This is a genomic window from Vibrio sp. MMH1-50 (assembly GCF_022347645.1).
Classification (GTDB): Bacteria; Pseudomonadota; Gammaproteobacteria; order Enterobacterales; family Vibrionaceae; genus Vibrio; species Vibrio harveyi.
Window position 1 is genome coordinate 1 of sequence record NZ_JAKRGG010000047.1, and the last position, 15,622, is coordinate 15,622.

Consider the following 15,622-nt stretch of genomic DNA (forward strand, 5'->3'; position numbering starts at 1 on the left):
ACAACTTGGAAAGAGCTAGCTATTACACTGCGTTGTTTTCCTTACTCTCGAATCAATGACAGCGCTCTGAATCCTGCATCTTGAAGTCACTTGGGTATATATACCATTTTTGACTAATATCAATAAAAGCTTTGGTTTTAAGTTGTTGTTTTTATGTTGTATTTTTTACTTATCTCTACAAGTGTCTGTTTTTATAAACTTTAGATGTTAAATTAGTTGCTCATCTAAATATTCGATTAATATTAATTCCTTTTTCCCATTTTTAAATATTTGGGCATTTCAATAACTTTCGCCTTAACTGATTTAGGGGAACAGTTATGAATAAAAAGAAAATAGCACTAGGGATCGTGGGAGTTGGTTTGGTGGCTTACTTCGGTACCGTTTACATGGTGAACCAAGACGATAAAAAGGTAGCTCAACAGAATCTGACGCAATTTAGCTCGTTAGATCAATCTACGTTGGATTACCAAGCAATGAAAGTACTGGCAGACAAAGGCTGCGGTTACTGCCATACACCAAATAGCGAAATGCCTTTCTACTCAGAAATGCCAGTCGCGAAACAGATAATGGAAGCGGACGTCAAAGTCGCGATGCGCCACTTTGATATGACCAATTTGTTTGATGACGTGAAGCAAAGTGACCCAGTGTCTGAGGTTGCGCTTGCTCGACTTGAGAAAGTGCTTTACGACGATTCCATGCCGCCAGCCATTTACCTGACCATGCACTGGTCAGCAAGCATGTCAAAAGATGAAAAGCACACGCTGTTAAAGTGGATTCGCGAAAAACGATCAGAGCGTCATGCGCAATCGCCTGTATCTGAAGAGCGTAAAGGCAAAGTCCTACAGCCAATTTACACCACGTTTGAAACTGATGCAGATAAAGCTGAGTTGGGTAAGGTGCTTTATCATGACACGCGATTGTCAGGAGACAATAGTGTCTCATGTGCATCATGCCATAGCCTTGATACAGGCGGCGTGGACCGACTAGTAACCTCTGTTGGCATTCATGGTCAAGTCGGTGGTATTAACGCGCCAACTGTTTTCAATGCCGTGTACAACAAACTGCAATTCTGGGATGGTCGTGCTGCAGATCTGCAAGATCAGGCTGGTGGTCCTCCATTTAACCCAATTGAAATGGGCTCTGTGGATTGGGATGAAATTGTCGACAAGTTAAGCCAAGACCCAGAAATGGTCGCGATGTTCAAAAAGGTTTATTCAGGTGACATCAATGGCAACAACATTACGGACGCGATTGCCGAGTTTGAGAAAACGCTTACCACACCAAACAGCCGTTTCGACCAGTATTTGATGGGTAATACGGATGCACTGGACTCACATGAGAAATATGGTTTGATGTTGTTCAAGAAATACGACTGCCAAACCTGTCACGCAGGTGAAGCCATGGGTGGTGAAACGTTTGAAACCATGGGTATGAAAGCCGATTACTTCGCAGACCGTGGCACAGAAATGACCGATGCAGATCTTGGTCGCTACAACTTCACTGGCAATAAAGAAGATAAGCATAAGTTCAAAGTGCCAACGTTACGCAACATTGAACTGACGCCGCCATACTTCCATGATGGTCATGCGGATACGTTAAACAAAGCCATCTACGACATGGGTAAGTATCAAGTCGGTGTGGAGATGTCAGAACAAGAAGTTGACGCCATCAAAGCCTTCCTCAAAACCTTGACGGGTGACTATGAAGGCCGCCCATTGAGTTAAGCTTAAGTAATATGCCAAAGCGAATCTTTGATAAAAGATAGCTCCCACACTTAAGACCACCTTGAACTGAGGTGGTCTTTTTTATGCTCCGAACTCAACCAAATCAGCACTTTAGTGATTGGTTTGTCGACCCTTCTAGATGATAATGACGCCTTAATTTCATCCATATAAAAAGAACGAAAAATATTATGAAAGTGATAGTTAAGAACGCACAAAAACAACACGCTCAAGGCATTACCGAAGTGTTGAACCCAATTATCGAAGAGGGCTTATATACGATTCTCGATACCACCTTTACGACAGAAGAGGAAGAAAGCTTTATTGAGAGCTTTCCTGAAATGGGCGTATTTAATGTGGCATTGAACCTAATCGATGAGAGTGAAGAAGAGGGCACTGTGCTGGGTTTCCAAAACGTAGAGCCTTTCGCCGGTTATACCAAGGCGTTTGCGCACGTTGGTATTATCGGTACCTTCGTTGATGCAAAGTATCGTCGCCAAGGTGTGGCTTCGGTTCTGTTTACCGCTACCTTTGCTGATGCGAAATCGAAAGGTTATGAAAAGCTGTTTGCGTATGTGAGAGAAGACAACCCTAACGCACTTGCCACGTATCTAAAACATGGTTTTGAAGTAGTTGGTACGGCAAAGAAGCACGCCAAGATTAACGGTCAGTATATCAATGAAGTTCTGATTGAGAAGTTTCTCTAACGCTTAGAAGGAAAGCAAGATGCACAATATGCATAAGTCAGCAGGTATCATCATTAAAAACGGCGCACTTCTGGTGTTACGTTCAAAAGGCAAAGACACCTTCTACGCGCCAGGTGGCAAACTTGATAGTGGCGAAACTTCAGAGCAAGCATTATGTCGCGAGCTACATGAAGAAGTGGGGATTAAGGTAACGGAAGAGAACTTGGTATTGTTTGGGCGATTTGAAGCACCAGCGCACGATAAAGACGGCATTACTTTGGTCATGGATGTGTTCTTCGTTAGCGATTACTCGGGCGAGGTGGTTGCCAGTAACGAAATCGAAGAGTGCCAATGGATAGATTCTTCAAACGTGGATGACATCGCGATAAGCACGATTTTTCGCAATAACGTATTCCCTCAGTTGGTGGAACAAGGACTGGTGAAATAGCGCATCCTTGAGTCACTGATAGAAAGCAACACGCCCGTAATGTGAGAGCATTACGGGCGTTGTCTTTCGAGCTTTGTTCTAATCGCTATTCAGATAATCGATTTGAATCAGCCATTGTTTGGCAGAGCTGTCAAACTTGCCTCCAAGTAAAGATTCCAATAATGGTTTTGCTTGTCGGTACTGATGCAATTCAAAATGAGCAATTGCTTTAAGCAGTTGCCACCTCTGGTTCTTTGGTTGCTGCTTAATTTGTTGCTTTATGGGCTACAGTGCCAGTCGAGCAACTTAATGATTTTTACCAAGCAAATTCGCTGAAGGTTGAGTTGAAAGGCGATGCACCAAAAGTTGAAAAGGTAGACGTGTCTTTGCGAGGTTTTAAAACCATGTATCAGACCTTGATACCAAGCTGTAAGTAAATACATAGATAGGCGTATCGAAGTGAACGATATGCCTATCTCGCGAGTCTTCAACCTTACTGTCCTAACTTCTCCGCATACTCTGTTAGGATTTGTTTATACACTTCCACTGGTTGTGCGCCTGTCACAGCACTTTCCATATTGAACACCACTGTTGGTACTGAGCTCACGCCAAGTTGATGCCATTGGCTTTCTTGATACTCGATAGAGTCAGCATTACTTGCATCGTCTAGGGTGGCGATGCCCATATTTGCATCTAAACCAATGTCAGTCAGAATCGCTGCCAGTGTGCTTCGGTCAGAGACATCTTTGCGTTGACCAAAGAACGCAGTAAACAGGGCTAACTTCAATTCAGTTTGCTTACCAAATTGCTCCGCCCATTGCAGCAGTACGTGTGCATCTCGCGTATTGACCATCTTCATGTCATCAAAGTAGTCAAAGTCGAATCCCACTTCTTTACCCAGATTAGTCAGGTTATCGCGTGCACGAACGCTGTCTTCCGGCGTTGTTCCGTATTTATTCGCTAGGTGTTGGCGTAGGTTTTCACCTTCTGCTGGCATGTTTGGGTTCAATTCGAACGGTTGCCATTCCAACTCAATTTTGTCTTCCAATCCTAGCTCTTGAATTGCTTGTTGTAAGCGTTTGTAGCCGATGATGCACCAAGGGCAAACCACATCTGAAACTACGTCGATTTTGATTACTGATTCCATAAAGCAGACCTTACTTTTTCGAGTTATAAAATGGATATGGAGACCAAGAGTGTTAATTCAACCAGTTACCTTTTAGTAACCTGATGCTTTTCTCTCCGCGTTTTATCTTTGATCGTATCTTTTCCTACAATTCATGTTGACCTGTCTATAACTCTACAGTTTAAGATGCTTTCATCAGCGCTGAGGAAAATTACATGTATCGGATATCGGAACTGGCAGAGATGCTGGGTTTGTCTCGCACCACATTGCTCTATTACGAGAAGATTGAGCTCATCAAAGGGCAACGGTTAAGCAACGGCTACCGCGCTTATAGCGATGCGGATCTACAACGCTTGCGTTTGATCCAGCAATTGCAAAGCGGCGGACTGACGCTCAAGGAGTGTAAAGCCTGTCTGGAAGCTAAAGTAGATCGCCAATTGATGCTAGAAAGGCTCAGGCTCCTCGATGAAGAGATTGAGCAAAAGCAGAAATCACGTCAGCTTTTGGCGGCGCTGCTGGGCGAAACACCGTTAACCGATTGGCATGAATCGTTGGATGAAGTTGCACCGGATGCGCACTTGAAATGGCTTATGACGCAAGGTTTTAGCGAGAAAGAAGCCCTTCACTTACGTTGGTTATCAAAAGATATGAACACTCATGAAGATTACATGGCGGACTTCTTCCGCGTATATGAAGCCTTGGAATTTTGGGGGCCGGGAGCAGAGCAAGACACCTTGAAGGCATTGAGTATGCTACCTACGCAACCTGATGAAATTCTGGAAATCGGCTGTGGACAAGGTATCGCGACTCGCACGCTGGCTCAACACGCACATGTTACTGCTGTTGATAATGACGAACCATCGTTGCAGCGCCTGAAAGGCAAAGCCCAAACTCTCGGTTTAAGGGACAAGATCACAACAGTGTGTGCCAGCATGACAGAGCTCCCGTTTGCAGAAGGTTCGGCCGATGTCATTTGGGCAGAAGGCAGTGCATACATCATGGGCGTGGAGAACGCATTCAAAGCATGGCGTCCATTGCTTAAAGAAGGTGGTATTTTAGTGCTGAGCGATTTGGTTTGGAACACCGATACTCCAAGTGAAGATACGGTGGCGTTCTGGAAAAAAGAGTACCCAGATGTGGGCAGTGTCGAGAAGCGAATTAAGCAAGCAAATGCAGCGGGATACCATGCGCTAGAGACGTTCCCAATTAGCCAACAGGCATGGGATAACTACTACGTTCCTTTAGATGAGCGTGTGCAAAGTTTGAAAGCTGAGGTGCTGGAATCGCAAGCATTAAAAGACATACAAGTTGAATTAGATATCGTTAAACGCCGTCGTAACGAAGTGGCGTATCAGATGTATATCTTACAAAAAGATTGATAGAAAAATGAACGAAACAACAAATCAAAACACACAAAAAACAAACTACACATTTTCTCCTTACGAGAGAGTAATGAGCAGCGAGATGATCGCTTTATTTACTCAAACCTTTTCTGATTCTGAAGGCGAAGTAGAAGGCAAAACCATCGGCTCGCTCGTCGGTGACTTACTGACAACAACCCCAGAACAGGAGCTAAAAGGCTTTGTGGCTAAACAAGGTGAACGTTTAATTGCAGGTGTGTTGTTTACGCCACTACGCTTTGAGAGTGGTGAAGTAGGTTATCTGTTATCACCAATGGCAACTCTGACAGAATGCCAAGGAAAAGGCGTAGGACAAACCTTGATCAACTTTGGTCTGGAACACTTAAAACAGCAAGGCATTGAGTTGGTATTTACCTACGGCGATCCTAACTTCTATTCGCGCGTTGGGTTCCAACAAGTCTCCGAGGAGCAGTTCAAAGCGCCACATGCCTTGAGCTTTCCACATGGTTGGTTGGCACAATCATTTACAGGTGAGTTGATGCCAACTCAAGGCACATCTTCTTGCGTGCAAGGTTTGGATAGTCCTGCGTATTGGTAGGATTGTGCACTAGAAAAAACGGAGCCTGAGAGCTCCGTTGTTAATCATAAAGTTAGTGTTAAATATTTTTGTATTCGTCCAACACCAGTTGGCTAATCTGAGCAATCACTTGGTCACGAGCTTGCAGTGACAGATCGGTGCCGGTGATATAGATACTGATGTAAACAGGCTTGTGATTTTCTTTCCAGATCATCGCGGTGATACCACGTGAGCCAAAACCGCCTGCGCCAGAACGATCTGCAATTGACCAGCCTTTAGGCAACACAGAACGCATTAGAGAGTCAGATACCTTGTTGTCTTGCATCCAGATCTTTAATTGAATGCGAGATTCATACGATAGCGCGTCGCCTTCTAGTAGGGTGTGCAGGGTGTTTACCATGGCGTTAGGTGTTGTCGTGTCTTGCTTGTCGCCCGGTTTCGCTTCATTCAATCTCGGCTCAAAACGGTCAAGTCGGGTTGCTTTGTCTCCAATGGTACGCAAGAACATTGTCACACCACGAGGTCCACCCACACTGCGCAAAACAATGTTGGCTGCGGTGTTGTCACTCATCAGCATCGCGGCTTCACAAGCATGCTCAATGCGAGTCGTTTGACCAGCCATGCGGTCCATCACCGGAGACCACACCACCATGTTGCGTTCTTCTACTTTAGCGGTCGCGTTCTTATCGAGCTTTTCATTATCCATGTCATTGAGCATGGTCGCACATGCGAGTGTTTTGAAGGTGCTCATCATGGGAAAGCGCTCATCGCCACGATAATCCCAATGCTCATCGGTTTGTGTATCCCAAACCGAAACACCGATGCGACCTGAGATACGTTCTTCTATTGCAGCGAGGTCTTCATTGATTTTGGCGGCGTAAGTTGCACTTGAACAGGCTAACAATCCGAGCAGCAGAAATAGCTTTTTCATCGTTGATTTTCTTAGTGTTATTAATACCAGTTCTTACTCTGGTGACATTACCCGGAACTATAACGAGTGAATACTCTAATAACTGTTAGATTCATGTCTTTTTTCTGTAGGAATCTTTGCATATGCCAAGCTTTACCCGTTTTTACGCTTATTGACGTTGTTTTACATGTGAAGGACTAAAGTAAAGTTGTCGATTAACCGAGTAACCAATCATGAAAACAATCCGCAATATCATCTGGGCAATGATCGCCGTGATGTCCGTTTTATGGTTTGCGATGGAGCCGCAGCTTTTCTCTTCCAGCAATGTCTTTGAATGGCGATCTGCCATGATCCAATATTCAGGCATTTTGTCTTTGATGTTGATGTCGGTCACCATGGTGTTGGCAATGCGTCTGCCTGTGGTTGAAAACTGGCTACATGGCATGGACAAAGCGTATCGAGTGCATAAATGGTTAGGTATTAGCGGTGTTGCATTGGGTATTGTGCACTGGCTTTGGTATCAAGTGCCGAAATGGTTGGTTATGTCGGGAGTATTGGCGAGACCAGTAAAACACTCAGGAGCAGGACCTGCTGGTAATTTGTTTGGCATTGAAGCTTGGGTTAGTGGCTTACGTGAATTTGGGCAGAGCCTTGGTGAGTGGGGGTTCTACTTACTGTTGGTGTTGTTGGTGGTTTCTTTGTGGAGTGCGATAAAATACAAACCGTTCAAACTCTCTCACCGTTTGATGTCGGCTGCTTATCTATTGATTGCTATTCATTCCGTGCTGTTGTTAAAACGCGCGTACTGGGGTGAGCCTGTTTACTACGTTACGGTCGCCTTTGCAGTCGTTGGTTCGATCGCCGCACTTTACAGTTTGTTTGGCTTGGTTGGACGTCGGAATAAACACTCCGCTATGGTGACTTCTACACGTTACTTCCCACAAGCAGAGGTGATGGAGTTAGTTTTAAAACCAGAAGCGTCTTGGCAAGGGCACAATGTGGGGCAATTTGCCTACTTACGCTTTGGTGACGAAGATGCGCATCCATTTACCATTGTATCCGGTAGTGAAAGTAACGAACTGCGTTTCTTAATCAAGGAGCTGGGCGACTTTACCACTGGGCTTTATGAACGAGTGCGAAATGGGGACGCAGTCACGATAGAAGGTCCTTACGGTCGTTTAGCATTTGATTTAGATAAACCGCAAATTTGGGTCGCTGGCGGCGTAGGTATTGCTTCTTTCTTTGCTGCTTTGGAAGCATTAAAAACGAAAGCGAGTAACAATAACGTGCACTTGTTTTATTGTACACGTGGTGTGGATAGCCATTTAGTTGATGAGCTATGGCACCTTGCTCACCAAGCCAACGTCAACTTGCATGTGATAGACACACTGAAAGCACCACGTTTAAATGCTGAGCGTATCATCGTGCAATGTGGTCATTTAAATCAGTATGAAATGTACTTCTGTGGACCTGAAGCGTTCTCAAAAACATTGAAAAAAGAGCTCGAGGCGTGTCAATTTAATATTGAAAGAAGCTATCACGAAGAGCTGTTTGTAATGAGATAAAAATCGTTATTGAATGAGAAAGGAGCTGAATGAACAGCTCCTTTTGTATATTTGATTTGATACTACAGCTCGATATTTTTAACCATGCCAGCTTCCGCATGACCCGGAATGTTGCACGCGAACTCAACGTTGTTGTCACCGTGGAAATGCCACAATAACTGCTTCGCTTTGCCCGGTTCTACCGTCACAGAATTGCCTGAGTCGTGCATGTGCCCACCAGTCATTGTCTTCATCATTTCACGATGCTCTAGCTGCTCTTTGGCAGAACCGATAGTGAACTCGTGGTAGATTTTACCCGTGTTCATGACTACAAACTGCACCACATCGTTTGGCTCAATCTTAACGTCCTTCTTGAACTTGATTGTCATGTCATCACCTAAGATAACGTGTACCACTTTATCTGGTTTTGCGCCTTTTGCTGGCATACCAACTGCCGACATGCCCGGCATATCCATCATGTTTGAATGGTCCATTTTACTGTGGTCCATTTCCATGCTGCCGTGGTCCATATTTTCATGCTTCATATGACCATGATCCATTTGGGCAAAGGCAGCCGTTGTAGTTAGGGCTAGAGCAAGAGTGATTAGTGTCTTTTTCATTTTTATATCCTTGTTTTAATTCATTAATAACTTGGTTACTTCCCCTCAAAACGGATTGTTTGAGGGGAAGGTAGGGATTACGCTTTGTTGCCAGTGCGATCTTTGCTGTCGGCGTTTTCGATTTGATTACCAGCTTGCGTACTTGCTTGACTAGGAGTTGAGTTACTTGGGCGCAACTCGCGTTGTTTCCACAGCTTGAAGATGGCAGGAAGTACCAATAGCGTCAGTAGCAGTGCTGATGCCATACCACCAATCATTGGTGCGGCGATACGTTGCATCACTTCTGACCCTGTACCTTCGCCGTACATGATCGGAATTAGACCAATAATGACCGTTAGTACCGTCATCATTACTGGGCGAACACGTAAGCCTGCACCTTCGCGAATGGCATCGGTTAGGTCTTTCGCCTCAAGCTTTTGTTGGCTCTCTTCCGCATCGAGTTTTTTGTAGTGCCACGCTTGGTTGAGGTAGACGAGCATGATGACCCCAATCTCAACTGCGACACCTGCTAGGGCAATAAAGCCGACCCCGACGGCAATCGAGAAGTTGTAGTTGAGGATATGCATGAGCCACAAACCACCGACCATAGCGAGCGGTAGGGTAAGCATGATGATCATCACTTCGCCGACACGACGGAAGCTGAAGTAAAGCAGCAGCATAATGATGGCGATGGTGATTGGTACCACGACACTCAAGCGATCTTTCGCACGCTCCATGTATTCGTATTGACCAGACCAAGCCAGCGAGTAACCTGCAGGAAGCTCCAGTTGATCTGCCACGACCTGTTGCGCTTCCACGACGTAAGAACCAAGGTCACGACCATCGATGTCGACAAACACCCAGCCGTTTGGACGTGCGTTTTCCGTCTTGATCATTGGAGGACCGTCTTCGTAACGAATGTCTGCTACGTCAGCCAGTGCAATACGAGCGCCATTTGGTGTCACTAACGGTAAGTTTTGCAGTTTTACCACTGAGTCACGGTAGTCTTGTGGGTAACGAACGTTGATTGGGTAACGCTCCAAGCCTTCGATGGTTTCACCCACATTCATGCCGCCCACCGCGGTCGAGATCACCTGCTGAACATCTTTGATGCTTAAACCGTAACGCGCTGCCGCACGACGTTTAATGTCGATCGTGACATAGAGGCCTCCTGCTACACGCTCTGCATAAACCGATGCCGTGCCTTGTACACCATTAAGAATTGGCTCCAACTGAGAACCGATTTTCTCGATCACTTTCAGATCGGGTCCGGCGATCTTAATACCGATAGGGGTTTTGATGCCCGTTGCCAGCATGTCGATACGCGTTTTGATCGGCATAACCCAAGCGTTAGTAAGACCAGGGAACTGAACCAGACTATCGAACTCTTTGCGTAGCGACTCGGTTGTTACGCCTTCACGCCATTGATCGCGTGGCTTCAACTGAATCACGGTTTCGATCATGGTGAGTGGCGCTGGATCGGTTGCAGTCTCAGCACGACCAATCTTGCCCCATACGGTTTTCACTTCTGGAACGGTTTTGATCAGCTTGTTGGTTTGTTGCAGAAGCTCGCGCGCTTTACCAATCGAGATACCTGGGTAGGTCGTTGGCATGTACATCAAGTCGCCTTCATCCAGCGGTGGGATGAACTCGCTACCCAGTTTACTGGTTGGGTAGTAAGCCGACGCCATTAGACCTAATGCAATAACAATCATGGTCTTAGGGTATTTTAAGCTGGTGTTCAACAGCGGGCGGTACAACGCGACCAAGCCGCGGTTAACCGGGTTTTTGTGTTCCGGTAATACCTTACCGCGAATGAAGTAGCCCATAAGAACAGGGACGAGTGTGATTGCCAAACCTGCTGCCGCTGCCATGGCGTAAGTCTTAGTGAACGCAAGCGGCGAGAACATCTTGCCTTCCTGACCTTCTAAGGCGAACACCGGTACGAAGCTAAGTGTAATGATCAGCAACGAGAAGAACAGCGGTGCGCCGACCTCCTCTGCGGCTTTGCCAATTACTTGCCAGCGGTTCTTGTCGGTCAGTGGTGTTCGTTCAATGTGCTTATGAACGTTTTCAATCATCACGATTGCACCGTCCACCATGGCACCAATGGCTATCGCAATACCACCCAAGGACATGATGTTGGCGTTGATGCCTTGCCAATGCATCACGATAAACGCACTAAGAATACCGACAGGTAGACTCAGAGCGATAACCAATGAAGAACGAATGTGGAATAGGAACAACGCACACACAATCGCAACGACGATGAACTCTTCTGCAAGCTTCTTCCATAGGTTTTCTACCGCTGAATCGATAAGGGTAGAGCGGTCGTAGGTTGCCACAATTTCTACGCCTTCTGGTAGGCTGCGTTGTAGGTCTGCAAGTTTGTCTTTGACTTTCGCAATCACTTCACTGGCGTTTTCACCAAAGCGCATCACGATAACCCCACCCACAGCTTCACCTTCGCCATTCAACTCAGAGATACCACGGCGCATTTGTGGACCAAGGTTAATGTCTGCGATGTCTCCTAATAGTAACGGCGTGCCTTTCTCGGTGACTTTTAGAGGCAGTGATTTGATATCTTCAATGCTGGTTAAGTAACCCGTGGTACGAACCATGTGTTCGGCTTCCGCAACTTCGATAACGGACGCGCCGGTTTCTTGGTTGCCGTTTTGGATTGCCATGTTCACTTGTTGCAAAGTGAGGTTGTAAGCACGCAGCTTGGCAGGATCAATCTGTACTTGGTATTGCTTCACCATACCGCCCACGGTAGCGACTTCAGAGACGCCATCAACGGTTTGCAACTCGTACTTCAAGAACCAGTCTTGCAGGCTGCGAAGATCAGCCAAATCATGCTTGCCAGTTTTGTCTTGTAATACGTAGCTGTAAACCCAGCCTACGCCCGTTGCATCAGGACCTAGGGTTGGTTTTGCGTTCGGTGGGAGCTTTGGTGCTACTTGGCTTAAGTACTCCAACACGCGAGAACGTGCCCAGTACATGTCGGTATCATCGTTGAAAATGATATAAACATAAGAGTCACCAAAGAAGGAGTAGCCACGAACCGTCTCAGCACCCGGCACGGCAAGCATGGCGGTTGTGAGTGGGTAAGTGACTTGATCCTCGACGACTTGAGGAGCCTGACCTGGATAGCTTGTCTTGATGATCACTTGCACATCAGAAAGATCCGGAATGGCATCAACAGGCGTATTCTTTACACTGTAAAGTCCGCCTAATACAAGAGCTAAGGTCGCGATCAACACTAAGAAACGGTTGCTCAATGACCAACGAATAATTGCACTGATCATAGTGATTCCTCAACCGCCTCTGTTGCTGGCGTTAGCTGTTTAAGAATGTAATCAGATCCTTGTTTTTCAACTAGAAACCGAACTTTTTCTCCTTCTTCAAAACCTGATAAATCCACCTCTTCACCGACAGAGAAGTTCATTTCGCCCGCATCCCAATTCCATTCTGCTACGGGTAGGTGGTTTAAGGTAATCATGCCAAAATCAGCCATCAGCATCGTGATGTCACCAGTTAGCCAAACTTCTGCTGCGATGACGCTGTTGTCTGCCTTATAGTCAACGATTTGATACTGACCAGATTCTGTTTTCTGCATTTCAAATTCGATAGCCTGACCTTTTTTCAAGTCACCCATCTCGACGCCATCAGCAAAAGTAAAGTTCATCACCATGCCTGGCCAATCCCATTCTGGTACCGGCTGGTGGTTAATGGTCAGCATGCGGTGATCTCTCATTACATCTGTGATTTCGCCTTTTGCCCATGCCGTTTCTGCCGCTGCTTCTATGCCGTTGATGCGAGACAGATCTGCTGACTGGCTTGATTCAGAGTCAAGCATGAAGTGAGATGACGTTACGATCTTGTCGTCTTGTTTAAGTCCTTGTAATACTTCGATTTGTTCGCCAGCTTCACGACCGACTTCAATTCGAGCAGAACGGTATTTGCCATTACCTTCAGCCAGAACAACACGAGTCATACCGCCGGAGCGAATAACGGATGACTTAGGAATGGTTAATACCGCATCGTCAGTGACAGGCTGCAACGCAATATTGGCAAACATGTTAGGCTTTAGATCGCCATTTGGGTTAGGGAACTTGAGACGTACGCGTAATGTACGTGTTTTCGGGTCGAGGATTGGGTACACGTAATCCACGACACCTTGCCATTCAGTACCCGGAATGGCGTCAAGGGTCATCGTGGCTTGAGAGCCGGCTTTCATCCAATGTGCTTGACGCTCAAAGACTTCCGCATCAACCCAAACATTGTCCAAAGGACCAGCACTGATCACCGCTTGAGCCGGAGACAAATAGCCACCTTCTCGCACGTTTAAGCTCGCGATAACACCATCAGCAGGAGCTTTAATTTCAATGGTTTGGGATGCTTTACCACGACGAGTAATGGATTTGATTTGTGCACGGTCAACACCAAGCGTTACTAAGCGCTCAGTCGTCCCTTTCACTAGCCCTTTACGACCAGTACGGTAAGCATTCAGCAGTTCTTCCTGTGCCTTAACCAGTTCCGGAGAGTAGAGAGTGAAAAGCACATCGCCTTTCTTCACCTTCTCACCCACAGCATTGATGTAGAGTTTTTCTACCCAACCTGCAACACGAACGTTGGTTTGCCATAACAGACTTTCATCGAAGGCGATATAACCAACCGTTTCGATGCGTGGTGATAACTGTTGTAGTGCCACATTTGCGGTTTTGACCCCGAGGTTATTTTCTACTGAAGGATCGATAGTAACCGTACCGGGCGCCTCTTGTTCACCGGAGAGGTCTTCTGCGTAAACCGGAATCAAATCCATGCCCATTGGAGATTTACCCGGTTTATCACGTTTGTAGTTGGGATCCATTGGAGCAACCCAATAGAGTGGATCATTAGAACTTGCTGCGGAAGTTCCACCCATCGCACTCATGTCGTGAGCTGAGTCCGCAAGAAAATGATTAGCACCAAACCCTAAAGCACCACCAACAATCAGCGCGATGGTTGCAACTTGTAATGTTTTCATTCTTATACCTTATTTTCCCGTTTGCGCATGACGCTACAGCGTTGTTGACTGCTCTATATCGGTCACATACCTGTCGCCCCAACGTTTTTGGGAATCACAAATTAATATGTCGAGATAGAGCGAGCTTCTGGAGAAGCCACTTGATAATCGAAACCACCGAGTAGGGTGGCTAAATTGCTGTTTGCGATGTTGAGATCGGTTAGCAGACGTTGTTGCTCTAATTGCAGAGCCAATTCGTCTGTCGTGGCTGAAATCACATCGTTAAACTGCGCTGTGTTGTTTTGGTAGCCCCGCTCAACGGCTTGAATGCGCGCTTTCGCTTGGGGCAATAAGGTGGATTGGTAACGTTCTAAACGTTGGGTTAAGTTGCCGCGATCAACCAGCAAAGTGTTCACCTTGGCATTCATCTGCGTTAATAAGGTGTCTTTTTGTGATTGTGCTGCACCAACTTGGTATTGTGCGGCAGCGAGATTGCGATCTTGGCGATCACCCGTGAACAGTGGAATGTCCATGGTTAGATAAGCGCTGACCAAGTCTGATGCTGGCTCACCCTTCATGTTATTGGCTTGACGATAAGCGTACATAACCTCCACACCAAACTGTGGGTTATAAGCTTGTTCAGCAATCTCTACCTGAGTTTTATTGGCAGAAATACTCACATCGGCCATTTTAACCATTGGGTGCTGACTAAGTTGTTGGTAGTGCTTGGTGGAATCTTTGCTGGAAGCAAGTTTGCGATTCAGTGTATCCCAGTTGAGTTGATTGGTAGCGTACAGAGCCTGTTCCGTCGCTAACCAGTCCGAGCCTAGCCATTCCGAAAGCTGAGAAACAAGACGTCGCTGCATTTGCGCATTGGCTTGCAGTTTTTCATCCAGCTTGCTCACTTGTAATTGAGCGTTGAGTAGGTCTTGCGCTTCACTCTTACCAATCGAATAGTTGGTTTGAATAAAGCTTTCCATCTCCTTCATCAACTTGCGGTTCTCAAGCAAGATTTGCTCAGCTTTTTGCTGATATCCAAGCTCTAACCATAGTTGAGTCATGCTGTTGGCAACCTCAAGTTCGCGAGCATGAACTTGAAGCCCAAGCCCATCGGCTTGTTGATTGGCTTTCTTCTGTTGCAGATCGAGCGTGGAGCCACGTTCGAATTGCTGCATTAAACCAACAGAGATGTTGGTCATTGGGTCGTCATCGAACTTAAAGCTGTCGACAGGTAAACCACCAAAACCCACTTTGAGTTTTGGATCCATCAAGTTAGAACTTGCAACACCCGTTTCACGCATCGCAGCGGATTGCGCTGAATATTGTTGGCGGTTGCCATCATTGCTCAGGGCAACATTGATCAGTTGCGCGAGTTTTTTTGATGATGTGCGCATCTCTGGCGCAGTAAGGTTTGCTGCTTTGGTTTCTTTGCTCGGCACTTTTGTATTTGGCATCGCCGCATTCACCAAAGTTGGAGCAGAAACCAAAGCCAAGGCACACATAGGTGCAGCAAGGCGGTATGGTCTAAAATCCATAATCTAAATCCAGTGTTTGCCGAAACGACGAAGAAGGGTTTGGCTTAAAGCAGAAACAGTAATCCAGATTTATCTGCGTCGTATTGGCACATTAAAACCACCTGCGATAGCTACGCAGGGTCGAATGC

The 15,622-nt window shown here is 46.2% G+C and carries 12 protein-coding genes; 6 read left to right on the forward strand and 6 right to left on the reverse strand.

Annotation, left to right across the window (positions count from 1 at the left end):
• The first annotated feature begins 317 nt into the window (after positions 1 to 317).
• The 3 genes from MHO32_RS22890 to MHO32_RS22900 all read left to right on the forward strand — a co-directional run bounded on the left by MHO32_RS22890 (position 318) and on the right by MHO32_RS22900 (position 2,855).
• The gene (locus tag MHO32_RS22890) at positions 318 to 1,724 is read left to right on the forward strand and encodes a cytochrome-c peroxidase (RefSeq protein WP_005452598.1); all 1,407 of its coding nucleotides are present in this window, start codon (positions 318 to 320) and stop codon (positions 1,722 to 1,724) included.
• A 188-nt stretch (positions 1,725 to 1,912) separates the two neighbouring features.
• Positions 1,913 to 2,428, forward strand: coding sequence for a GNAT family N-acetyltransferase (locus MHO32_RS22895; RefSeq protein WP_239214265.1), 516 nt, complete (start codon positions 1,913 to 1,915; stop codon positions 2,426 to 2,428).
• Between the two features lie 28 nt (positions 2,429 to 2,456).
• A complete protein-coding gene (locus MHO32_RS22900) occupies positions 2,457 to 2,855 on the forward strand; it encodes an NUDIX hydrolase (RefSeq protein ID WP_045486787.1) in 399 nt (132 codons plus the stop codon).
• A 472-nt stretch (positions 2,856 to 3,327) separates the two neighbouring features.
• Here MHO32_RS22900 and MHO32_RS22905 read toward each other — a convergent pair whose 3' ends face one another.
• Entirely contained in the window at positions 3,328 to 3,981 is a 654-nt protein-coding gene (locus MHO32_RS22905; protein WP_050934743.1) for a DsbA family oxidoreductase, read from the reverse strand.
• Positions 3,982 to 4,175: 194 nt separating this feature from the next.
• On the opposite strand from MHO32_RS22905, the gene MHO32_RS22910 reads away from it, so the two are divergent.
• Together MHO32_RS22910 and MHO32_RS22915 are read left to right on the forward strand one after the other, a co-directional pair.
• Complete coding sequence (locus MHO32_RS22910) at positions 4,176 to 5,339, forward strand: MerR family transcriptional regulator (protein WP_239214268.1); 1,164 nt, start codon at positions 4,176 to 4,178, stop codon at positions 5,337 to 5,339.
• A 7-nt stretch (positions 5,340 to 5,346) separates the two neighbouring features.
• Positions 5,347 to 5,919, forward strand: coding sequence for a GNAT family N-acetyltransferase (locus MHO32_RS22915; RefSeq protein WP_069687743.1), 573 nt, complete (start codon positions 5,347 to 5,349; stop codon positions 5,917 to 5,919).
• 58 nt (positions 5,920 to 5,977) lie between these two features.
• On the opposite strand, the gene blaCARB is transcribed toward MHO32_RS22915, so the two are convergent.
• Entirely contained in the window at positions 5,978 to 6,829 is an 852-nt protein-coding gene (gene blaCARB, locus MHO32_RS22920) for a CARB/PSE/RTG family carbenicillin-hydrolyzing class A beta-lactamase (RefSeq protein WP_239214271.1), read from the reverse strand.
• 212 nt (positions 6,830 to 7,041) lie between these two features.
• Between blaCARB and MHO32_RS22925 the strand changes: the two genes are divergently transcribed.
• Positions 7,042 to 8,373: a ferredoxin reductase family protein gene (locus tag MHO32_RS22925; RefSeq protein WP_050940037.1), complete on the forward strand. Its 1,332-nt coding sequence runs from the start codon at positions 7,042 to 7,044 to the stop codon at positions 8,371 to 8,373.
• Positions 8,374 to 8,435: 62 nt separating this feature from the next.
• Here MHO32_RS22925 and copI read toward each other — a convergent pair whose 3' ends face one another.
• From copI to MHO32_RS22945, 4 genes are all read right to left on the reverse strand, one after another.
• Positions 8,436 to 8,972 (reverse strand): copper-resistant cuproprotein CopI, encoded by a 537-nt coding sequence (copI, locus tag MHO32_RS22930; protein WP_239214274.1) that lies wholly within the window; start codon positions 8,970 to 8,972, stop codon positions 8,436 to 8,438.
• 77 nt (positions 8,973 to 9,049) lie between these two features.
• A complete protein-coding gene (locus tag MHO32_RS22935; protein WP_239214277.1) occupies positions 9,050 to 12,259 on the reverse strand; it encodes an efflux RND transporter permease subunit in 3,210 nt (1,069 codons plus the stop codon).
• Positions 12,256 to 13,980, reverse strand: a complete 1,725-nt coding sequence (locus MHO32_RS22940; protein WP_239214280.1) for an efflux RND transporter periplasmic adaptor subunit — start codon at positions 13,978 to 13,980, stop codon at positions 12,256 to 12,258. Before MHO32_RS22940 ends, MHO32_RS22935 begins: the two co-directional genes overlap by 4 nt.
• A 101-nt stretch (positions 13,981 to 14,081) precedes the next feature.
• Positions 14,082 to 15,494 (reverse strand): TolC family protein, encoded by a 1,413-nt coding sequence (locus MHO32_RS22945; protein WP_050932523.1) that lies wholly within the window; start codon positions 15,492 to 15,494, stop codon positions 14,082 to 14,084.
• Positions 15,495 to 15,622 lie beyond the last annotated feature (128 nt).

Bases quoted from the DNA above. Each gene is read 5' to 3' on its own strand.
- MHO32_RS22890 (WP_005452598.1), top strand. From the start codon at position 318: ATGAATAAAAAGAAAATAGCACTAGGGATCGTGGGAGTTGGTTTGGTG.
- MHO32_RS22895 (WP_239214265.1), top strand. From the start codon at position 1,913: ATGAAAGTGATAGTTAAGAACGCACAAAAACAACACGCTCAAGGCATT.
- MHO32_RS22900 (WP_045486787.1), top strand. From the start codon at position 2,457: ATGCATAAGTCAGCAGGTATCATCATTAAAAACGGCGCACTTCTGGTG.
- MHO32_RS22905 (WP_050934743.1), bottom strand. From the start codon at position 3,981: ATGGAATCAGTAATCAAAATCGACGTAGTTTCAGATGTGGTTTGCCCT.
- MHO32_RS22910 (WP_239214268.1), top strand. From the start codon at position 4,176: ATGTATCGGATATCGGAACTGGCAGAGATGCTGGGTTTGTCTCGCACC.
- MHO32_RS22915 (WP_069687743.1), top strand. From the start codon at position 5,347: ATGAACGAAACAACAAATCAAAACACACAAAAAACAAACTACACATTT.
- blaCARB (WP_239214271.1), bottom strand. From the start codon at position 6,829: ATGAAAAAGCTATTTCTGCTGCTCGGATTGTTAGCCTGTTCAAGTGCA.
- MHO32_RS22925 (WP_050940037.1), top strand. From the start codon at position 7,042: ATGAAAACAATCCGCAATATCATCTGGGCAATGATCGCCGTGATGTCC.
- copI (WP_239214274.1), bottom strand. From the start codon at position 8,972: ATGAAAAAGACACTAATCACTCTTGCTCTAGCCCTAACTACAACGGCT.
- MHO32_RS22935 (WP_239214277.1), bottom strand. From the start codon at position 12,259: ATGATCAGTGCAATTATTCGTTGGTCATTGAGCAACCGTTTCTTAGTG.
- MHO32_RS22940 (WP_239214280.1), bottom strand. From the start codon at position 13,980: ATGAAAACATTACAAGTTGCAACCATCGCGCTGATTGTTGGTGGTGCT.
- MHO32_RS22945 (WP_050932523.1), bottom strand. From the start codon at position 15,494: ATGGATTTTAGACCATACCGCCTTGCTGCACCTATGTGTGCCTTGGCT.